We start from the raw sequence: 16,072 nt of genomic DNA on the forward strand, positions 1-16,072 counted from the left end.
GGTGGCATGGTTAATGAAATTCAAGGATCTTCGGGATTTCGTGCAGCAACTTGAGCAGCGCGGAGAGTTGAAACGTATCCAGATGCCGATTTCGCCGGTGCTGGAAATGACTGAGATTTGCGACCGCACCTTGCGTAACAAGGGCCCGGCGCTGCTGTTCGAGAACCCGACCGGGTTTGATATCCCGGTGCTCGGCAACCTGTTCGGCACGCCCGAGCGCGTGGCCTTTGGCATGGGTGCCGAGTCGGTCAGCGAGTTGCGCGAGATCGGCAAGCTGCTGGCCTTCCTCAAGGAGCCCGAGCCGCCGAAGGGCTTGAAAGATGCCTGGTCGAAGCTGCCGATCTTCCGCAAGATCATCGCCATGGCCCCCAAAGTGGTCAAGGACGCGGTCTGCCAGGAAGTGGTCATCGAAGGCGACGATGTCGACCTGGCCATGCTCCCGGTGCAGACCTGCTGGCCCGGCGATGTCGGCCCCCTGATCACCTGGGGCCTGACCGTCACCAAAGGCCCGAACAAGGAGCGTCAGAACCTCGGCATCTACCGTCAGCAAGTGATCGGCCGTAACAAGGTCATCATGCGCTGGCTGAGCCATCGTGGCGGCGCCCTGGATTACCGTGAATGGTGCGAAAAACACCCGGGTAAACCGTTCCCTGTTTCCGTGGCCCTCGGCGCTGACCCGGCCACCATCCTGGGCGCTGTGACCCCGGTGCCTGACAGCCTGTCCGAATATGCGTTCGCCGGCCTGCTGCGCGGTAACCGTACCGAACTGGTGAAGTGCCGTGGCAATGACCTGCAAGTACCAGCCACCGCGGAAATCATCCTTGAAGGCGTGATTCATCCAGGCGAGATGGCCGATGAAGGCCCCTACGGCGACCACACCGGTTATTACAATGAAGTCGACAGCTTCCCGGTGTTCACCGTGGAGCGCATCACTCACCGGATCAAGCCGATCTACCACAGCACCTACACCGGCCGTCCGCCGGATGAGCCGGCCATTCTCGGCGTGGCATTGAACGAAGTGTTCGTCCCGATCCTGCAAAAGCAATTCCCGGAGATCACCGACTTCTACCTACCGCCGGAAGGTTGTTCGTACCGCATGGCCGTTGTGACCATGAAGAAGTCATACCCAGGGCATGCCAAGCGGGTAATGCTGGGTGTATGGTCGTTTTTACGACAGTTCATGTACACCAAGTTCGTTATCGTCACCGACGACGACATCAATGCCCGCGACTGGAACGACGTGATCTGGGCCATCACCACGCGCATGGACCCCAAGCGCGACACGGTGATGATCGACAACACGCCGATCGACTATCTCGACTTCGCCTCGCCGGTATCGGGCCTGGGCTCGAAGATGGGGCTGGATGCCACCCACAAACGGCCGGGTGAGACCACCCGCGAGTGGGGCCGAGTAATCGTCAAGGATGAGGCCGTCACTGCCCGTGTCGATGCGATCTGGAAAGAATTGGGAATAGATTGATGCGTGTAACCCTGCAACCTTCCGGCGCCGTGCTGGAGTTGGTCCCTGGCGAGCGAATCCTCGAAGGCGCGCGCCGCCTCGGCTATGAGTGCCCTCAGGCCTGTCGCAATGGCGTGTGCCATGTGTGTGCGGCGCTGTTGGTGGAGGGCCGCGTGCGGCAGGCCGGTGAGGTGCGTGATCACGGTGAGTTCTACACGTGCATCGCAGAACCGCTGGAAGATTGCATTGTGTTGTGGGATGGCGTGCTGGCGCCGGGAGAGTTGCCATTGCGCAAATTGTCGTGCCAGCTGAGCGAGTGCGTGGAGGTGGGCGGCGATGTATGGCGTGTACGCCTGCGTGCGCCGGCCGGTAAGGCGGTGCGTTACCACGCCGGCCAGTACCTGATGATCGAGCGGGAGAACGGCGAGAAATCGGCATTCTCCCTGGCTTCAGCGCCCCACGCCGGGCGTGATCTGGAGCTGCATGTACTGGCGCGCGAAGACAGTGCCCGCAACCTGCTGGACCAGTTGCAGCGTAACCAGATGGCTCGCGTCGAACTGCCATTTGGTGACACTCACCTGGCCGAGTTGCCCGACGGGCCGCTGGTGTTGATCGCCGCCGGTACCGGCATGGCGCAGATGCACAGCCTGATCGAGCATTGCCGCGCCTCTGGCTTCAAGCACCCGGTACATCTCTATTGGGGCGTGCGCCGACCCGAAGACTTCTACGAAATCGAACACTGGCCACAGTGGCAGCAACTGCCCAACCTGTTCCTGCACAAAGTGGTCAGCGATCTGTGCGGCTGGGAAGGGCGTTGCGGGTTGTTGCATGAAGCCGTGTGTGAAGACATTGCCGACCTCAAGGCCGTTCATGTCTACGCCAGCGGCTCTCCGGCCATGATCTATGGCACTTTGGATGCGCTGGTCGAGGCCGGCATGGATGCACACCAGATGCGTGCCGACGTATTTGCCTACGCACCTCGCCCTTAAAAACGCGCGCCGGCCGTGAGCATTGCGGCATTGAAACCCAGCAGCACGAACTCACTGGCCAGCGGGCCGACATGCACGCCCACTGAGGGGATGATCGCCGGGGCCACGCCGAATCGGTTGAGCGGTATTTTATCGCGGTATTGGCCGCGATAACCCTGGAGTGCGCCCGCTGTCACCTTCACGTAGAGCGGTGATTGAGCAATATCGTAGCGCTTGCCGGCGTAGACATAGTAAGAGCGCTGACTGAACGAGTTACGAAACGTCGCTGCGCCATACACCCGCCCTGACGCTTTGTTACGCTCCAGGTTGATCAGATCCTGATGGTTATTGTGCTGTGGATCCGGTGAAAAATGCCGGGTGTACAGGCTGGTCTGTGCGTACCAGAAACCTTTTTCGTCTTCGCTGGCCAGCGTTGTGGCAGCCGGCGCCAATAGCAGCAGACCGGTAATAAGATATTTCATGATTCGACCTCGGTAGTCGTTTGAAGGGGCGGCTAGGGTGGGTCGCTGAACGCCTACAGTTTGACGGTTGGCGTCCTGCGTGGCCTGAACCTGAGCTGACAATCAGGTCGCCTATGCTTATGCAATTTCGGTATTTTTTAAGTAAGAAATATCTTATTAAGCTATAAGCAACGGACTACCGACTTTCTGCCAATAACCAATAAATGACCGCCACCGCCCGCCAGCCGGATCGATCGTCAGAACTCAGAGCATTGAAGTTCCGAGTAGATTCCAAGGGGAGCGGTATGGGGAGCTACAAGACGTACAGGTTGTACACAGCACTTTTGTCGGCCAATTTGCTGACCGCTGTGGGATTTAATCCAGTCCACGCGGCCGAAGCCGCCGCTGAGGCACCGAAACTCGATACCGTGATCGTCACCGGCACCCGCGCCCAAGAGCGCACCGCCAGCGCATCGCTGTCGCCTGTCGATGTGATTTCCGGTGAAGCCCTGCGCAGCACCGGCTCCGATGAGTTGGGCGCGGTACTCGCACGGTTGATTCCATCGATCAACTTCCCCCGTCCGAGCCTGGTGGACGGTGCCGAACTGGTGCGCCCGGCACAGTTACGCGGCCTGTCGCCGGATCAAGTCCTAGTGCTGGTCAACGGAAAACGGCGGCATACCAGCGCTTTCGTCAATCTCGGCGGTGCCGTGGGGCGTGGTTCTGCGCCGGCGGATTTGAATGCGATCCCGCTGTCGGCGGTAGACCATATCGAAGTGCTGCGCGATGGCGCGTCCGCCCGTTACGGCTCGGATGCGATTGCCGGGGTGATCAACGTAATCCTCAAGCACGCCGACCACGGCGGCTCGATCTCCAGCAAGTTCGGCCAATACAAAAAAGGTGATGGCATCCAGCGCAACCTCAGCGGCAACACCGGGCTGGCGCTGGGCGATAACGGCTTTATCAATCTCTCGGGCGAAGGGGCCGACAACGATTACACCAACCGCGCCGGCAACGATTTTCGCCCCGCCAGCGTAGGCTCCACGACCTATGGCCAACGAGTGTTCCGCCAGGGCGAACCGGCCACGGATGAAGGCAAGTTCCAGTTCAACGGCGAATATGCGTTCAGCGATGCGGCCGAACTCTATAGCTTTGGCGGCTACAGCAAGCGGCGCGGCGAGACGGCTGCGTTTTACCGGGCGAGCAATGCGTCCAACAACATTGCGGCGCTCAACCCTAATGGCTACCTGCCGTTGATCAAAGGCAACCTGGAAGACACCTCACTGGTCGTGGGCTTGCGCGGCTTGCTGGCCTATGACTGGCATTACGACCTGTCGGCCAATTACGGCAAGAACCAATACGAGTTGGGGACCGAAACCATCAACACCTCCCTTGGCCTGACCACGCCGCGCAAATTCAACAACGGCACCCTGAGCAATGACCAGCGCCAAGTCAGCCTGGACCTGTCGCGTGAGTTCGACGTGGGGTTCTTGCCCTATCCTGTGTCGGTGGCCTTGGGTGGCGAATACCTGCGCCAGGGTTATCAAATCGAAGCGGGCGAGCCGGCGTCCTACTATCAGACCGGCAGTTCGGGCTTAGGTGGGTTCCGCGATGCCGACGCCGGCAGCACCTCTCGTCATAACTGGGCGCAATACCTGGACCTGGAAACCAATTTCACCGAAAAACTCAGCGCCTCGGCCGCCGTGCGGCATGAGGATTACAGCGATTTCGGCTCCAACGTCAGCGGTTCGCTGTCGGCCCGCTATGACTTCACCCCGCAAGTGGCCTTGCGCGGCAGCGTTTCCAACGGTTTCCGCGCGCCGTCCCTGGCCCAACAGAACTTTGCCTACACCTCGTCGCAACTGATCGGCAGCACTGTCCAGGAGGCCGGCACCTTTCCGGCCAGCAGTCAAGTCGCCCGCTTGCTCGGTGCTGAAGACCTGAAGCCCGAGAAATCGCGCAACTACAGTCTCGGCCTGGTGCTGGAGCCGACCGATGACCTGACCGTGACGCTCGACGTCTACCGCATCGATATCCGCGACCGCATCAGTCTGTCCTCCAACCTCAACCTGAACCCGGCGACCATCGCGTACCTGCAAGCCAACGGTGTCGGTAACATCAACTACACCAGCGCCCGTTACTTCACCAATGCCACTGACACCAGCACCGACGGCGTCGACCTGGTGGCCAACTATCGCTACCTGTTCGATAACGGCATCCGTTGGAACAGCACCGTCGGCTACAACTACAACCACACCCAGGTTACTGATGTGAAAGCCAACCCGGCGATCCTGGACAGCCTGGGAGCCAACCTGGTGCGGGTCGATCGTCGTGAGCGCATCGGTTTGCTCGGCGATACCACACCGCAGCACAAGTTGAGCCTGGGTAACGATTTCACCTATGGCAACTGGGCACTGCACAGCAACCTGGTGCGCTATGGCGAGTTCACCAGTTACCAGGCGGACAAGGTCAACGACCAGACCTTCAAGGCCGCCTGGGTGCTCGACCTTTCGGCGGACTACAAGTTGAAGAACTGGACCTTCACCCTGGGCGGCGACAACATCACCGACAAATACCCGGAGAAGGTCAACGCGTACGCCAGCAGCGGCGGCAATCTCGCCTACAGCACTTTTTCGCCGTACGGTTACAGCGGCGCGTTTTATTACGGTAAAGTTGCTTACAACTGGTAATACACAGGGGGCGCACTGTTTTTCGCCATGACCGCCATTGAAACCGATCTTTTGCAATTGGCTTACCCTCCGCGGCTCGATCTGGGGCCGCAACTGACTCACGAACAATTGATGAGCTCCATGCAGGCCACTATGGCTCGGCATAAGGGAGGGCCGGTCTGGCTATTTGCTTATGGTTCGCTGATCTGGCGTCCTGAATGTTCGTCGACCGAGCGAGTGCGGGCGCGGGTCCACGGTTATCACCGCGGCCTGTACCTGTGGTCTCACGAGCACCGTGGCACGCCGGAATTGCCGGGGTTGGTGTTTGGTCTGGATCGCGGGGGTTCCTGCAGCGGGTTTGCCTACCGTTTGCCGGAAGACCAATTGGAAGCGTCGTTGTACGCCTTATGGCAGCGCGAAATGCCTTACCCCTCGTACCGGCCGCACTGGCTCAGTTGCCGCCTGGAAGATGGCAATCAGGTGCAGGCGCTGGGGTTTGTGTTGGAGCGGCATTTGCCCAGCTATGCCGGAAACTTGCCGGATATCGTACTCAATCATGTGCTGCAAAGCGCTTGCGGGCGTTACGGCACCACTCGCGATTATGTCGAGCAGACCGTGAACGCCCTGCGTAGCCACGCCATGCCAGATAAGAATCTGGAGGCGCGGCTCAAGCGTTGTACCAAGGATTGCTCAAGCGGTAGCTGATCGCGCTTCGCTGACGCTGTTGGTATGCCACAGCGTAGGAACCAGGAACGCAATGGCCAGCAGGCACGCGCCTACCAACAACACAAACCCACCGTTCCAGCCGAAATGGTCGACGGTGTAGCCCATGGCCGCGCTCGCCGCCACCGAGCCCCCCAGGTAACCGAACAGCCCGGTGAAACCCGCAGCGGTTCCCGCGGCTTTCTTCGGCGCCAGTTCGAGCGCCTGCAGGCCGATCAGCATGACCGGGCCGTAGATCAGGAAACCGATGGAAAACAGCGCGATCATGTCGATGGTCGGATTGCCCGCTGGGTTGAGCCAGTAAACCAGGGTCGCCACGGTCACCAGTGCCATGAACACCACGCCGGTCAGGCCACGATTGCCACGGAAGATCTTGTCCGACATCCAGCCGCACAGCAGCGTACCGGGAATACCGGCCCACTCGTAGAAGAAGTATGCCCACGAGGTTTTGTCCACGTCGAAGTGCTTGGCTTCCTTGAGGTACGTCGGTGCCCAGTCCAATACGCCGTAGCGCAGCAGGTAGACAAACACGTTGGCGAAGGCGATGTACCACAGCATTTTGTTGCGCAGCACGTATTTGACGAAGATTTCCTTGGCGCTGAACTCTTCTTCGTGGCTGGCGCTGTAGCCTTCCGGGTAATCGTTCTTGTATTGCTCGATCGGTGGCAGGCCCACCGATTGCGGCGTGTCGCGCATGGTAATGAAGGCAAAGGCCGCCACCAGCAATGCCACGGTGGCCGGGACGTAGAACGCCGCGTGCCAGTCATTGAACCAGGCCATGCCCAGCAGGAACAGCGGGCCGATCAGGCCGCCGCCGACGTTGTGCGCCACGTTCCATACCGACACCACGCCGCCGCGTTCTTTCTGCGACCACCAGTGCACCATGGTCCGCCCACTGGGTGGCCAGCCCATGCCCTGGGCCCAGCCGTTGATGAACAACAAGATGAACATCATGGTCACGCTGGACGTTGCCCAAGGTGCGAAACCGAAAATGAACATCACCCCCGCTGAGACCAGCAGGCCGAAGGTCAGGAAGTAGCGGGGGTTGGAGCGGTCGGACACCAGGCCCATCAGGAACTTGGACAGACCGTAGGCAATCGCGATCGCCGACATCGCCAGGCCCAGTTCGCCACGGGTGTAACCCTCGTCGATCAGGTAGGGCATGGCCAGCGAGAAGTTTTTACGCAGCAGGTAGTACCCGGCGTAACCGAAGAAAATACCGGCGAAGATCTGCCAGCGCAGCCGTCGGTAGGTACTGTCTATTTTTTCTTCAGGCAGGGGTGCCTGGTGTGCGGCAGGACGAAAGAAAGCAAACATTCAAGAGCTCCAAATTTCTTGTTTTGACTGCGGATGCGAATGTTACAGTTTCGTTACCGAAAATAGCATCGCCTCTGATCTGCAAACACAGGAAAACGGAGCGATTGCATGTTCTCTTACGAACATGTCGCAAATAGACAAGCGTGGGTCGTAATCTGCTTCTTAGAAATAATGCAGATCAGAATGTGGGAGGGGGCTTGCCCCCGATAACGGTGGGTCAGTCAATAAATACAGTGACTGACACCCTGCTATCGGAAGCAAGCCCCTCCCACATTTGCCCGCATTTCAAGTTGATTAGCGGGTTTGGACGACCACTTTGCCCACTGCCTTGCGCTGCCCTAGATCATTGATCGCCTGAGCTGCCTGCTCAAGTGGGTACACCTGCGACACCAACGGCTTCAACTTGCCCTCGCCATACCAGGTGAACAATTGCTGGAAGTTCGCCGCATTGTCCTGTGGCTGGCGCTGGGCGAACGAGCCCCAGAACACCCCGACCACGGCCGCGCCCTTGAGCAGGGCCAGGTTCACCGGCAGTTCGGGAATGCGCCCACTGGCAAAACCCACCACCAGCAGGCGGCCGTTCCAGGCAATCGAGCGAATGGCCTGATCAAACAGATCGCCGCCCACCGGGTCGTAAATCACATCGACGCCGTTACCGTTGGTCAGGCGTTTGATTTCTTCCTTGAGGCTCGCCTCGCTGTAGTTGATCAGCTCATCGGCGCCGGCGGCCTTGGCCACGGCCAGTTTATCGGCGCTGCTGGCGGCGGCGATCACGCGGGCGCCCATGGCCTTGCCGATCTCCACGGCCGCCAGGCCCACGCCACCGGAGGCACCGAGCACCAGCAGGGTTTCACCGGGTTGCAGGTGGGCGCGTTGTTTCAGGGCGTGCATCGAGGTGCCGTAGGTCATACTGAATGCGGCGGCGGTGTTGAAATCCATACTCGGTGGAATCGGCAGCACGTTATAGCCCGGCACAGCGACCTGCTCGGCAAAGCTGCCCCAGCCCGTCAGCGCCATGACCCGGTCACCGACTTTCAAGTGGCTGACGTTTTCACCGACCGCACTGATGACGCCTGCCGCCTCGCCACCCGGAGAGAATGGGAAGGGCGGCTTGAACTGATATTTACCCTCGATGATCAAGGTGTCCGGAAAGTTCACCCCGGCAGCGTGCACGTCCAGCAGGACTTCGTTCTTCTTGAGCGCCGGGCTCTCGATCTCTTCCAGCACCAGGGTTTCGGCGGGGCCGAAGGCTTTGCACAGCACAGCTTTCATCGGACTATTCCTTTTGGCGTCGTGGCCGATAAGTGTAGGAGGGTACGCCGATGGGTCAACGAGCATGCCCGGGCCTGATAAGCCGCCATAAGCTTGTGCTCAGCCTTGCTAGCGTTATGCTACCGGGCAACCGAATGTGAGGATTGAACTGTGAAAGCGTGGATTCTGTTGATGCTGGCCCTGACCTTGCCGATGGCGGCCCAGGCCGAAGAAGCCAAAGAAGGCGAGGCGCCGAAGGTCAGCTATATCAGCCTGACGCCGCCGTTCGTGGGTAACTACGGCCTGGACGGCACGGCGAAACTCAAGGTATTCAAGGCCGACATTGCCCTGCGTGTGACCGGGCCTGAAGCCGCTGCTGCGGTCAAAGCCAACGATGCATTGATTCGTAACCAATTGGTGGCGCTGTTCACCCAGCAGACCACTGAGGCCATGAGCACGGTCGAAGGGAAAGAGAAACTGCGCCAGGAAGCCTTGAAGCAGACCCAGCAAGTCATGAATGACGAAACCGGTAAGCCGATGGTGGAAGACCTGTTGTTCAACAACCTGATCATCCAGTAAGTCGCTGCGCGACTATCGGGAGCAAGCCCCCTCCCACATTTGATCGGGTGTGGGAGGGGGCTTGCCCGCGATGACGGCGGTACAGGCGCCTCAGGAAGCCAGGCTTTTACGAAACCTGGCCAACGCCACCGCAAAGAACACCAGCCCGATTCCCGCCAGTGCCAACAGGTCCGGCCACACCACGCTCACGCCGGCATCCCTGAACAGGATCGCCGCACTGAGGCTCACAAAGTGCGTTGACGGCGAGCCCTGCATCACCCACTGCAACCATTCGGGCATGCTGTCCAGCGGCGTGCTGCCACCGGAGAGCAGCAGCATCGGGATGATCACCGGGATCGCCAGCAAGCCGAACTGAGGCGTCGAGCGGGCGAGGGTGGCGAGGAAAATCCCCAGGGCGGTGCTGGCAAACAGATACAGCGCCGTGACCAGCAGGAACAGGCTCAGGGAACCGGCCAGCGGCACGCCGAGCAGGCCCTTGACCACCCATTCCACGGACAGCCAGGTACACAGCACCACCACCAGCATGTTGCTCCAGATTTTCGCCAGCATGATTTCCAGAGCGGTCAGTGGCAGCACCAGCAAATGGTCGAGGGTGCCGTGTTCGCGCTCACGTAGCAGCGCGGTGCCGGTCAATACGATGGCGAGGATGGTGATGTTGTTGACGATCTGGATCACCGCCAGGAACCAGCCCCCCTCCAGGTTGGTGTTGAATAATGCGCGCGTGGTCAACTGCGCCGGTGCCTTGCCGGCGGCATTGGCCTGGTCGCTGTAGCGCTGCAGTTCACGCTGGAAAATCCTGCCGATATAGCCTGCGCCCATGAATGCCTGGCTCATCGCCGTGGCATCGACGTTCACTTGGATGTCCGGTTGGCGACCCGCCAACAGGTCCGACTGGAAGTTGGCCGGCACATTGATCACGAAGGTGTACGCGCCGCTATCCATGACCTTGTCCAACTGATCGTAGGCCAACGGCACAGGCGGCTGAAACTCGGGCGGCTGCAACGCTTCGGCCATCTGCCGCGAGAGCGCGCTGTGGTCCTCATCGACAATGGCCACGCTGGCGTTATGCACACCGATCACCGAACCGGCGGCGGGCATGTAGATGGCCACCGTGAAGGCGTAGAACAGAAACAACAGCAGCACGCTGTCGTGGCGCAGGCTGGTCAGTTCCTTGATCCCCAGGCGCAGGATATGCGCGAACCTGTGCATCAGGCCTCCTGCTTCTTGAGCATGATCAGACTCAACCCGGTGAACCCGACGAAAAACCCGAACAGCGCCAGGCATTGCGGCCACAACTGGCGCAGGTCCAGGGCCTTGGTGAAAGTGCCTACGGCGATGTCCAGGAAGTGTCCCGCCGGGAACAGCGCGCCCATCAACGCGGCCGCGCCTTCCAGGGACGAACGCGGCACGATCAGCCCGGAAAACTGGATGGTCGGCAGGCTGGTGATAATCATGGTGCCGAGGATCGCCGCGATCTGGGTGCGGGTGAACGCAGAAATCAGCAGACCCATGCTGGTGGTGGCCAGCACATACAACAAACCGCCGAATGCCAGGGCCGCACCGCTGCCCTTGAAGGGCACGCCGAACAGCCAGCGGTTCATCGCCACCAGCAGCGCCAGGTTGACCAGGCTGACGGCCAGGTACGGTGCCTGCTTGCCCAGCAGGAACTCCAGGCGCGTCAGGGGCGTGGCATAGAAGTTGGTGATCGAGCCCAGTTCTTTCTCGCGCACAATGCCCAGGGCCGTGAGCATGGCCGGGATAAACGCCAGAATCAGTGCCATTACTCCCGGGCCGATGGCATTGACGCTGACCACGTCCTGGTTATAGCGAAAGCGCGTTTCCAGCTTGGCCGCGGCCTGGTTGCCACGGGGCAGGCTGCTCAGTTCGGCCAACTGTTGGAGATTGCCCAGGTGCACCGCCTCTACATAGTTGCGGCTGGTTTCCGCACGAAACGGCATGCCGCCGTCGAGCCAGGCGGCCACCGTGGGCTGACGCCCGGCATAGAGGTCGCGGCCAAAACCGGGTGGGATCTCCAGGGCCAGTTTGATTTGCGAGCGTTGCAGGCGCCGGTGCAGTTCGTTGGCGTCGTGAATCGGCGCTTGTTCGGCGAAGTAGCGCGAGCTGCGAAAGGCTTCCAGGTAGGCGCGGCTTTGTGGGCTCTGATCCTGGTCATAGACGGCGAAGGCGAGGTTTTCCACGTCTAGGGAAATACCGTAGCCGAAGATCACCATCATGAACATCGCCCCGAGCAGGGCGAAGGCCATGCGCACTTTGTCGCGCAGCAACTCCTTGCCTTCGCGGCTGGCCACGGCCAACAGCCGGGCCAGGCTGAAACCGCGCTTGCTGACGGGCGGCGCGCCGGCTTCGCTGACGGTGGCGCTGGGCGCCGTGGGTTCCGGCCCACCTTGGGCCTGCTCCAGGCAGGTGACGAAGGCTGCTTCGAGGGTGTCGCCGTGGAACTGCTGTTGCAGTGCCTGGGGTGTGTCACAGGCCAGCACTTTACCCGCGTGCATCAGGGAAATACGGTCGCAGCGCTGGGCTTCGTTCATGAAGTGAGTGGACAGGAAGATCGTCACGCCCTGCTCCCGGGACAGCTCGATCAGCAGCCGCCAGAAGTCATCCCGGGCGGCCGGGTCGACGCCCGAGGTCGGTTCATCGAGGATCAGCACTTCAGGGCGATGCAGCACCGCCACGGCCAGCGACAGACGCTGGCGCAGGCCGAGGGGTAATTCGCCGGAAGGTTGCTCGGCCACATCCCCCAGGTCGAAGCGCTGGATCAGTTCATCAATGCGCGGGCCGCTGTCGGCCTTGGGCAAGTCGAACAATTGCGCATGAAGCACCAGGTTTTGCCGCACGCTGAGTTCGCCGTACAGCGAGAAGCTTTGCGACATGAACCCCACGCGCTTGCGGGTCGCCAGGTCCTTGGCGTTCACCGGGTTGCCCAGCAGCGTCGCGCTGCCTTCGGTGGCCGGCATCAGCCCGGTGAGCACTTTCATGGTGGTGGTCTTGCCGCAGCCGTTGGAGCCGAGGAAGCCAAAAATTTCGCCACGACCGATGGCGAAACTGACTTTATCGACGGCAGTGAAGTCGCCGAAGCGCAGGGTCAGGTCGTGGGCTTCGATGGCGATGGCGGCGTTGTCGCCTGCACGCGATGGAATCACCAGCGGCTGGTTGTCGTGGGCGCTGTCACCCTGGAAGTGAGTGAAGGCATCGTCCAGTTTGCCGCTGGGCGTGGCGGCGGCCAGCTCGCGGCTCAGGCCGTCCGCAATCAGCTTGCCGCGATCAAGCATCAGGCAGTGTTCGAACTGCTCGGCTTCCTCCATGTAGGCCGTGGCCACCAGCAGTGTCAGCTGTGGGCGTTGGCTACGCACGGTTTCAACCAGTTCCCAGAAGCGTCGGCGTGACAGTGGGTCGACGCCCGTCGTGGGCTCGTCGAGGATCAACACGTCCGGGTCATGGATCAGCGCGCAACACAGGCCGAGCTTTTGTTTCATGCCGCCGGAGAGTTTACCGGCGGGGCGCTCGGCGAAGCGTGCGAGGTCGGTGGCCAGCAGCAGGTTGTGCATGCGCTGTTCGCAATCGGCTTGCGACAGGCCGAACAGCGTGGCGAAGAAGCGGATGTTTTCCTTGATGGACAGCTCGGGGTACAGGTTGCCGCCCAAGCCCTGGGGCATGAAGGCGATGCGCGGGTACAGGCTGTTACGGTGGCGGCGGTCTTCGATGGAGCCGCCGAGTACTTCCAGTTGGCCTTCCTGGAGCTTTTTGACTCCGGCGATCAACCCCAGCAAGCTCGATTTGCCGGCACCATCCGGGCCGATCAACCCGCAGCGGGTGCCGGCGGGCAGGCTGAAGGCGATGTTGACCAGTGCCGGTTGCTTGCCGTAGCGGTGGTTGATCCCCGTGGCATGCAGCGCCAGGCCGGTCATTGCAGATTGGCCGGCCAGGCGATGTCAGCGGTGCGCACATAGCCGGCACCGGGCATGCCTGGTTTGGCTTGGGGCACGGCACTGGGTTGGGTCAGGCGCAATTTGACGCGAAACACCAGCTTCTGGCGTTCGTCACGGGTTTCCACCTCTTTGGGGGTGAACTGGGATTTGGCGGCAACAAAGCTGATGGTTGCCGGCAGCGGTTGCTGAGGGAGGGCGTCGAGCACGATGCGTGCGTCACTGCCGACGGTCAGGCGCCCGGTGACGGAGGCGGGCAGGTACAGGTTCATGTACTGATCATTCGGATCGATCAGCAGCAACACGCGTCCACCCGCGCCAAGCACTTCGCCAGGTTCGGCCAGGCGGAGCTGAATAATCCCGTCGATCGGCGCGCGCAGGCTGCTGTCGTCAATCTCGCTGGTGAGCTGGGCGACTTGGGCCTCGGCGGCGCCGATGGCGGCCTTCACTGAGTTGACCTGGGCTTGTGCGGCAATCACGGCAGCATTGCCGGTGTTTTGGCGCGCCTGCTGTTGGTCGATCAACTGGCTGCTGGCGAAGCCCCGCTTGTACAGCTCCTGGGTACGCTTGAGTTCCTGGTTGGCCAGCAGTTGCTCGCTTTGGCGCAATTGCACGTTGGCCTCGGCGGCCGCGAAGTTTTCCTTGGCGCGCAGTACTTCGGCTTCGGCCTGGGCGCGTTGGGCTTCAAGGGTGCGGGTGTCCATGCGCGCCAGGAGTTGGCCTTTGAGCACTTTGTCGCCTTCATCCACCCGCACTTCGGCCAGGCGTCCGGGGATCTTGGCGGCGATCTGCACTTCGGTGGATTCCAGGCGACCGTTGCCCATGCTCAAGCCGGCGGGCAAGCGGTCCTGGGTGGAGCGCCAGTAACCGAAGCCACCGGCACCGATCAGCAGGGCTATCAGTGCGCTGGCAAACAGGCGCGACAGAGTGTGGTTCGTTGACATGGCTGCATCCTGCGGCATTAACGTCCTAGTGTGACCGGTGTGCCCTGGCGAGGACTTGATGCCGGTCAGTTAAAGCAGATTGATCACGGCGGCCCATTGCTCAGGCGTGACGGCCATCACTGAAAGGCGGCTGCCTTTTTGCACCAATGGCAGTTCGGCAAGAGCCGCTTGCTGTTTCAGGTAGCCGAGGCTCAGTACTTTGGGAAAGGTTTTCACGTGAGCGACGTTGATGGCGCTCCACGGATTTTTTTCCGCGCTGGCCTTGGCGTCGAAATAGTGGCTTTCAGGTTCCAGTGCTGTCGGGTCCGGATACGCCGCTTCGATGATTTTGCCGATGCCGGCAATGCCCGGCTCGGGGCAACTGGAGTGGTAGAAGAAAAACTCATCGCCCACGGCCATGGCTCGTAGGAAGTTTCGCGCCTGATAGTTGCGCACCCCGTCCCAGCGGGCTTCGCCGAGCTTTTCCAGGCCGTTGATGGAGAGTTCATCGGGCTCGGATTTCATCAGCCAATAGGCCATTTTTAGGCTCCTGAAAAAGGCATTGGGCAAGTTGTCAGGCAATTCCATGACAAACCGACAGTCGGTTGGCGTCAAGGTTTGCGTGTTGGTTCACGTTACCGCAGAATGCCGCCTTTTAAAGCTTGACGCAGCTGCAACGGACTACTTTGGAACGTTGTTGTCATCGTGTACGAGGTGCCTGAAGGGGGGCAATCGATGCAACGTAAACCGGATTTACTATGGATTTTGGTTATTTTGTTTGGTCTGGGCGTCGTGACCACGGGATATGCCCAGAGCCTGTGGTCGAACAAGACCGATGCGCCGATTGAATTGGCTCAGCAGCAACCGTTCAAGCGTTAACCCTCCCTTTCAAGGCGTCGCTGTTTGCAGCGGCGCTTGCGCGACATACCACTGCCTATCGGTGACGGTGCCCGCCAGCGGCACATCCCAGCTTGCCTGCGCCAGGCGATCGACTTTCTGACATTCGTGGGCCAGCCCCAATAGCGTCGGCTTGCGCCAGCTCTGACGGCGCGACAGGTAAGCCAGGCTGCGATCATAAAACCCACCGCCCATGCCCAGGCGCCCGCCCACATCATCGAACCCCACCAGCGGTAACAGCACCAGATCCAGCGCCCAGACCTGGCGTTGGCGGTTGGCATTCACTTGCGGTTCAAGAATGCGAAAGCGATTGGGCGACAACTTATCCCCAGGTCGCACACGCTGGAACACCATTTTGGTCCGTGGCCAGGCGCTGAGTACCGGTAGATAGGTGGCCTTGCCCCGACGCTGAGCGGCGCGCAAGAGCAAGCGCGGATCGATTTCGCCGTCTGTCGGTAGATACAAGGAGATATGCCTGGCCCGGCGAAACAGCGGATGCTGTGCCAGTTGCTGATACAAGCCATGGGCGGCCTTGCGCTGCTCACTCGGCGATAGCTCGCGGCGGGCCTTGCGCAACATGCGTCGAAGTTGCGGACGGGAAAGCGGCGCAGGTTCGGTCATGGTTTTTCGGCTCATAAAACAATGCCAGTCCTGAGACTGGCATTGAGTTTGGGAATTCAGGCTCCCCGACAGAGCCGCTGTCGACTTAGCCCTTGAACCCGAAAGTTCAAGGTGGAAGAAGCAGTAGGCTTTAAGGCTTTCCGTCTAGCGGACATGCACACCAGCCCAACGTGCAACTTCCAGGGTAGTGCGAATCGGCTCAGGGACATCGCCGACTGGCAAACACGCCAGGGAGTGGGGCGAGTATACCTTAAACCGAG

The 16,072-nt window shown here is 60.7% G+C and carries 14 protein-coding genes and 1 other RNA gene; 6 read left to right on the forward strand and 9 right to left on the reverse strand.

Features of this window, described 5'->3' with window-relative positions; genetic code table 11:
* Nucleotides 1-13: 13 nt before the first annotated feature.
* Nucleotides 14-1,480, forward strand: coding sequence for a 4-hydroxy-3-polyprenylbenzoate decarboxylase (gene ubiD / locus C9383_RS16595; protein WP_090368053.1), 1,467 nt, complete (start codon nt 14-16; stop codon nt 1,478-1,480).
* Nucleotides 1,480-2,448 (forward strand): CDP-6-deoxy-delta-3,4-glucoseen reductase, encoded by a 969-nt coding sequence (locus C9383_RS16600; RefSeq protein WP_060753578.1) that lies wholly within the window; start codon nt 1,480-1,482, stop codon nt 2,446-2,448. Before ubiD ends, C9383_RS16600 begins: the two co-directional genes overlap by 1 nt.
* Here the strand turns inward: C9383_RS16600 and C9383_RS16605 are convergent.
* Entirely contained in the window at nt 2,445-2,909 is a 465-nt protein-coding gene (locus tag C9383_RS16605) for a sn-glycerol-3-phosphate transporter (RefSeq protein WP_211322902.1), read from the reverse strand. The genes C9383_RS16600 and C9383_RS16605 overlap by 4 nt on opposite strands.
* A gap of 284 nt (nt 2,910-3,193) precedes the next feature.
* Between C9383_RS16605 and C9383_RS16610 the strand changes: the two genes are divergently transcribed.
* On the forward strand, nt 3,194-5,578 hold the full coding sequence (locus tag C9383_RS16610; protein WP_090368056.1) for a TonB-dependent receptor plug domain-containing protein: 2,385 nt from the start codon (nt 3,194-3,196) through the stop codon (nt 5,576-5,578).
* 27 nt (nt 5,579-5,605) lie between these two features.
* Nucleotides 5,606-6,262 carry a gamma-glutamylcyclotransferase gene (locus C9383_RS16615; protein ID WP_060753575.1) on the forward strand — a complete coding sequence of 219 codons (657 nt, stop codon included), beginning with the start codon at nt 5,606-5,608 and terminating at the stop codon, nt 6,260-6,262.
* Here the strand turns inward: C9383_RS16615 and glpT are convergent.
* Both glpT and C9383_RS16625 read right to left on the reverse strand, forming a co-directional pair.
* Nucleotides 6,248-7,597 (reverse strand): glycerol-3-phosphate transporter, encoded by a 1,350-nt coding sequence (glpT, locus tag C9383_RS16620; protein WP_060753574.1) that lies wholly within the window; start codon nt 7,595-7,597, stop codon nt 6,248-6,250. The genes C9383_RS16615 and glpT overlap by 15 nt on opposite strands.
* 294 nt (nt 7,598-7,891) lie before the next feature.
* Nucleotides 7,892-8,869 (reverse strand): NADPH:quinone oxidoreductase family protein, encoded by a 978-nt coding sequence (locus tag C9383_RS16625; protein WP_090368058.1) that lies wholly within the window; start codon nt 8,867-8,869, stop codon nt 7,892-7,894.
* Nucleotides 8,870-9,019: 150 nt separating this feature from the next.
* Here C9383_RS16625 and C9383_RS16630 point away from each other — a divergent pair, with 150 nt between their 5' ends.
* Nucleotides 9,020-9,427, forward strand: a complete 408-nt coding sequence (locus tag C9383_RS16630; protein WP_090368060.1) for a flagellar basal body-associated protein FliL — start codon at nt 9,020-9,022, stop codon at nt 9,425-9,427.
* Between the two features lie 90 nt (nt 9,428-9,517).
* Here the strand turns inward: C9383_RS16630 and C9383_RS16635 are convergent, their stop codons facing one another.
* From C9383_RS16635 to C9383_RS16650, 4 genes are all read right to left on the reverse strand, one after another.
* Entirely contained in the window at nt 9,518-10,636 is a 1,119-nt protein-coding gene (locus tag C9383_RS16635; RefSeq protein WP_090368062.1) for an ABC transporter permease, read from the reverse strand.
* Entirely contained in the window at nt 10,636-13,353 is a 2,718-nt protein-coding gene (gene rbbA / locus C9383_RS16640; protein ID WP_090368064.1) for a ribosome-associated ATPase/putative transporter RbbA, read from the reverse strand. The genes C9383_RS16635 and rbbA overlap by 1 nt, the downstream gene beginning before the upstream one ends.
* On the reverse strand, nt 13,350-14,315 hold the full coding sequence (locus C9383_RS16645; RefSeq protein ID WP_090368066.1) for an HlyD family secretion protein: 966 nt from the start codon (nt 14,313-14,315) through the stop codon (nt 13,350-13,352). Before C9383_RS16645 ends, rbbA begins: the two co-directional genes overlap by 4 nt.
* Nucleotides 14,316-14,384: 69 nt before the next feature.
* Nucleotides 14,385-14,834, reverse strand: a complete 450-nt coding sequence (locus C9383_RS16650; protein ID WP_090368068.1) for an EVE domain-containing protein — start codon at nt 14,832-14,834, stop codon at nt 14,385-14,387.
* A gap of 195 nt (nt 14,835-15,029) precedes the next feature.
* On the opposite strand from C9383_RS16650, the gene C9383_RS28195 reads away from it, so the two are divergent.
* Complete coding sequence (locus tag C9383_RS28195; RefSeq protein WP_090368070.1) at nt 15,030-15,173, forward strand: hypothetical protein; 144 nt, start codon at nt 15,030-15,032, stop codon at nt 15,171-15,173.
* 9 nt (nt 15,174-15,182) lie between these two features.
* On the opposite strand, the gene C9383_RS16655 is transcribed toward C9383_RS28195, so the two are convergent.
* Together C9383_RS16655 and ssrS are read right to left on the reverse strand one after the other, a co-directional pair.
* Nucleotides 15,183-15,812, reverse strand: a complete 630-nt coding sequence (locus C9383_RS16655) for a 5-formyltetrahydrofolate cyclo-ligase (protein ID WP_090368072.1) — start codon at nt 15,810-15,812, stop codon at nt 15,183-15,185.
* A gap of 58 nt (nt 15,813-15,870) precedes the next feature.
* Nucleotides 15,871-16,049, reverse strand: a non-coding RNA gene (gene ssrS / locus C9383_RS16660) — 6S RNA.
* Between the last annotated feature and the right edge of the window lie 23 nt (nt 16,050-16,072).

The organism is Pseudomonas palleroniana (assembly GCF_003031675.1).
Taxonomy (GTDB): Bacteria; Pseudomonadota; Gammaproteobacteria; order Pseudomonadales; family Pseudomonadaceae; genus Aquipseudomonas; species Aquipseudomonas palleroniana.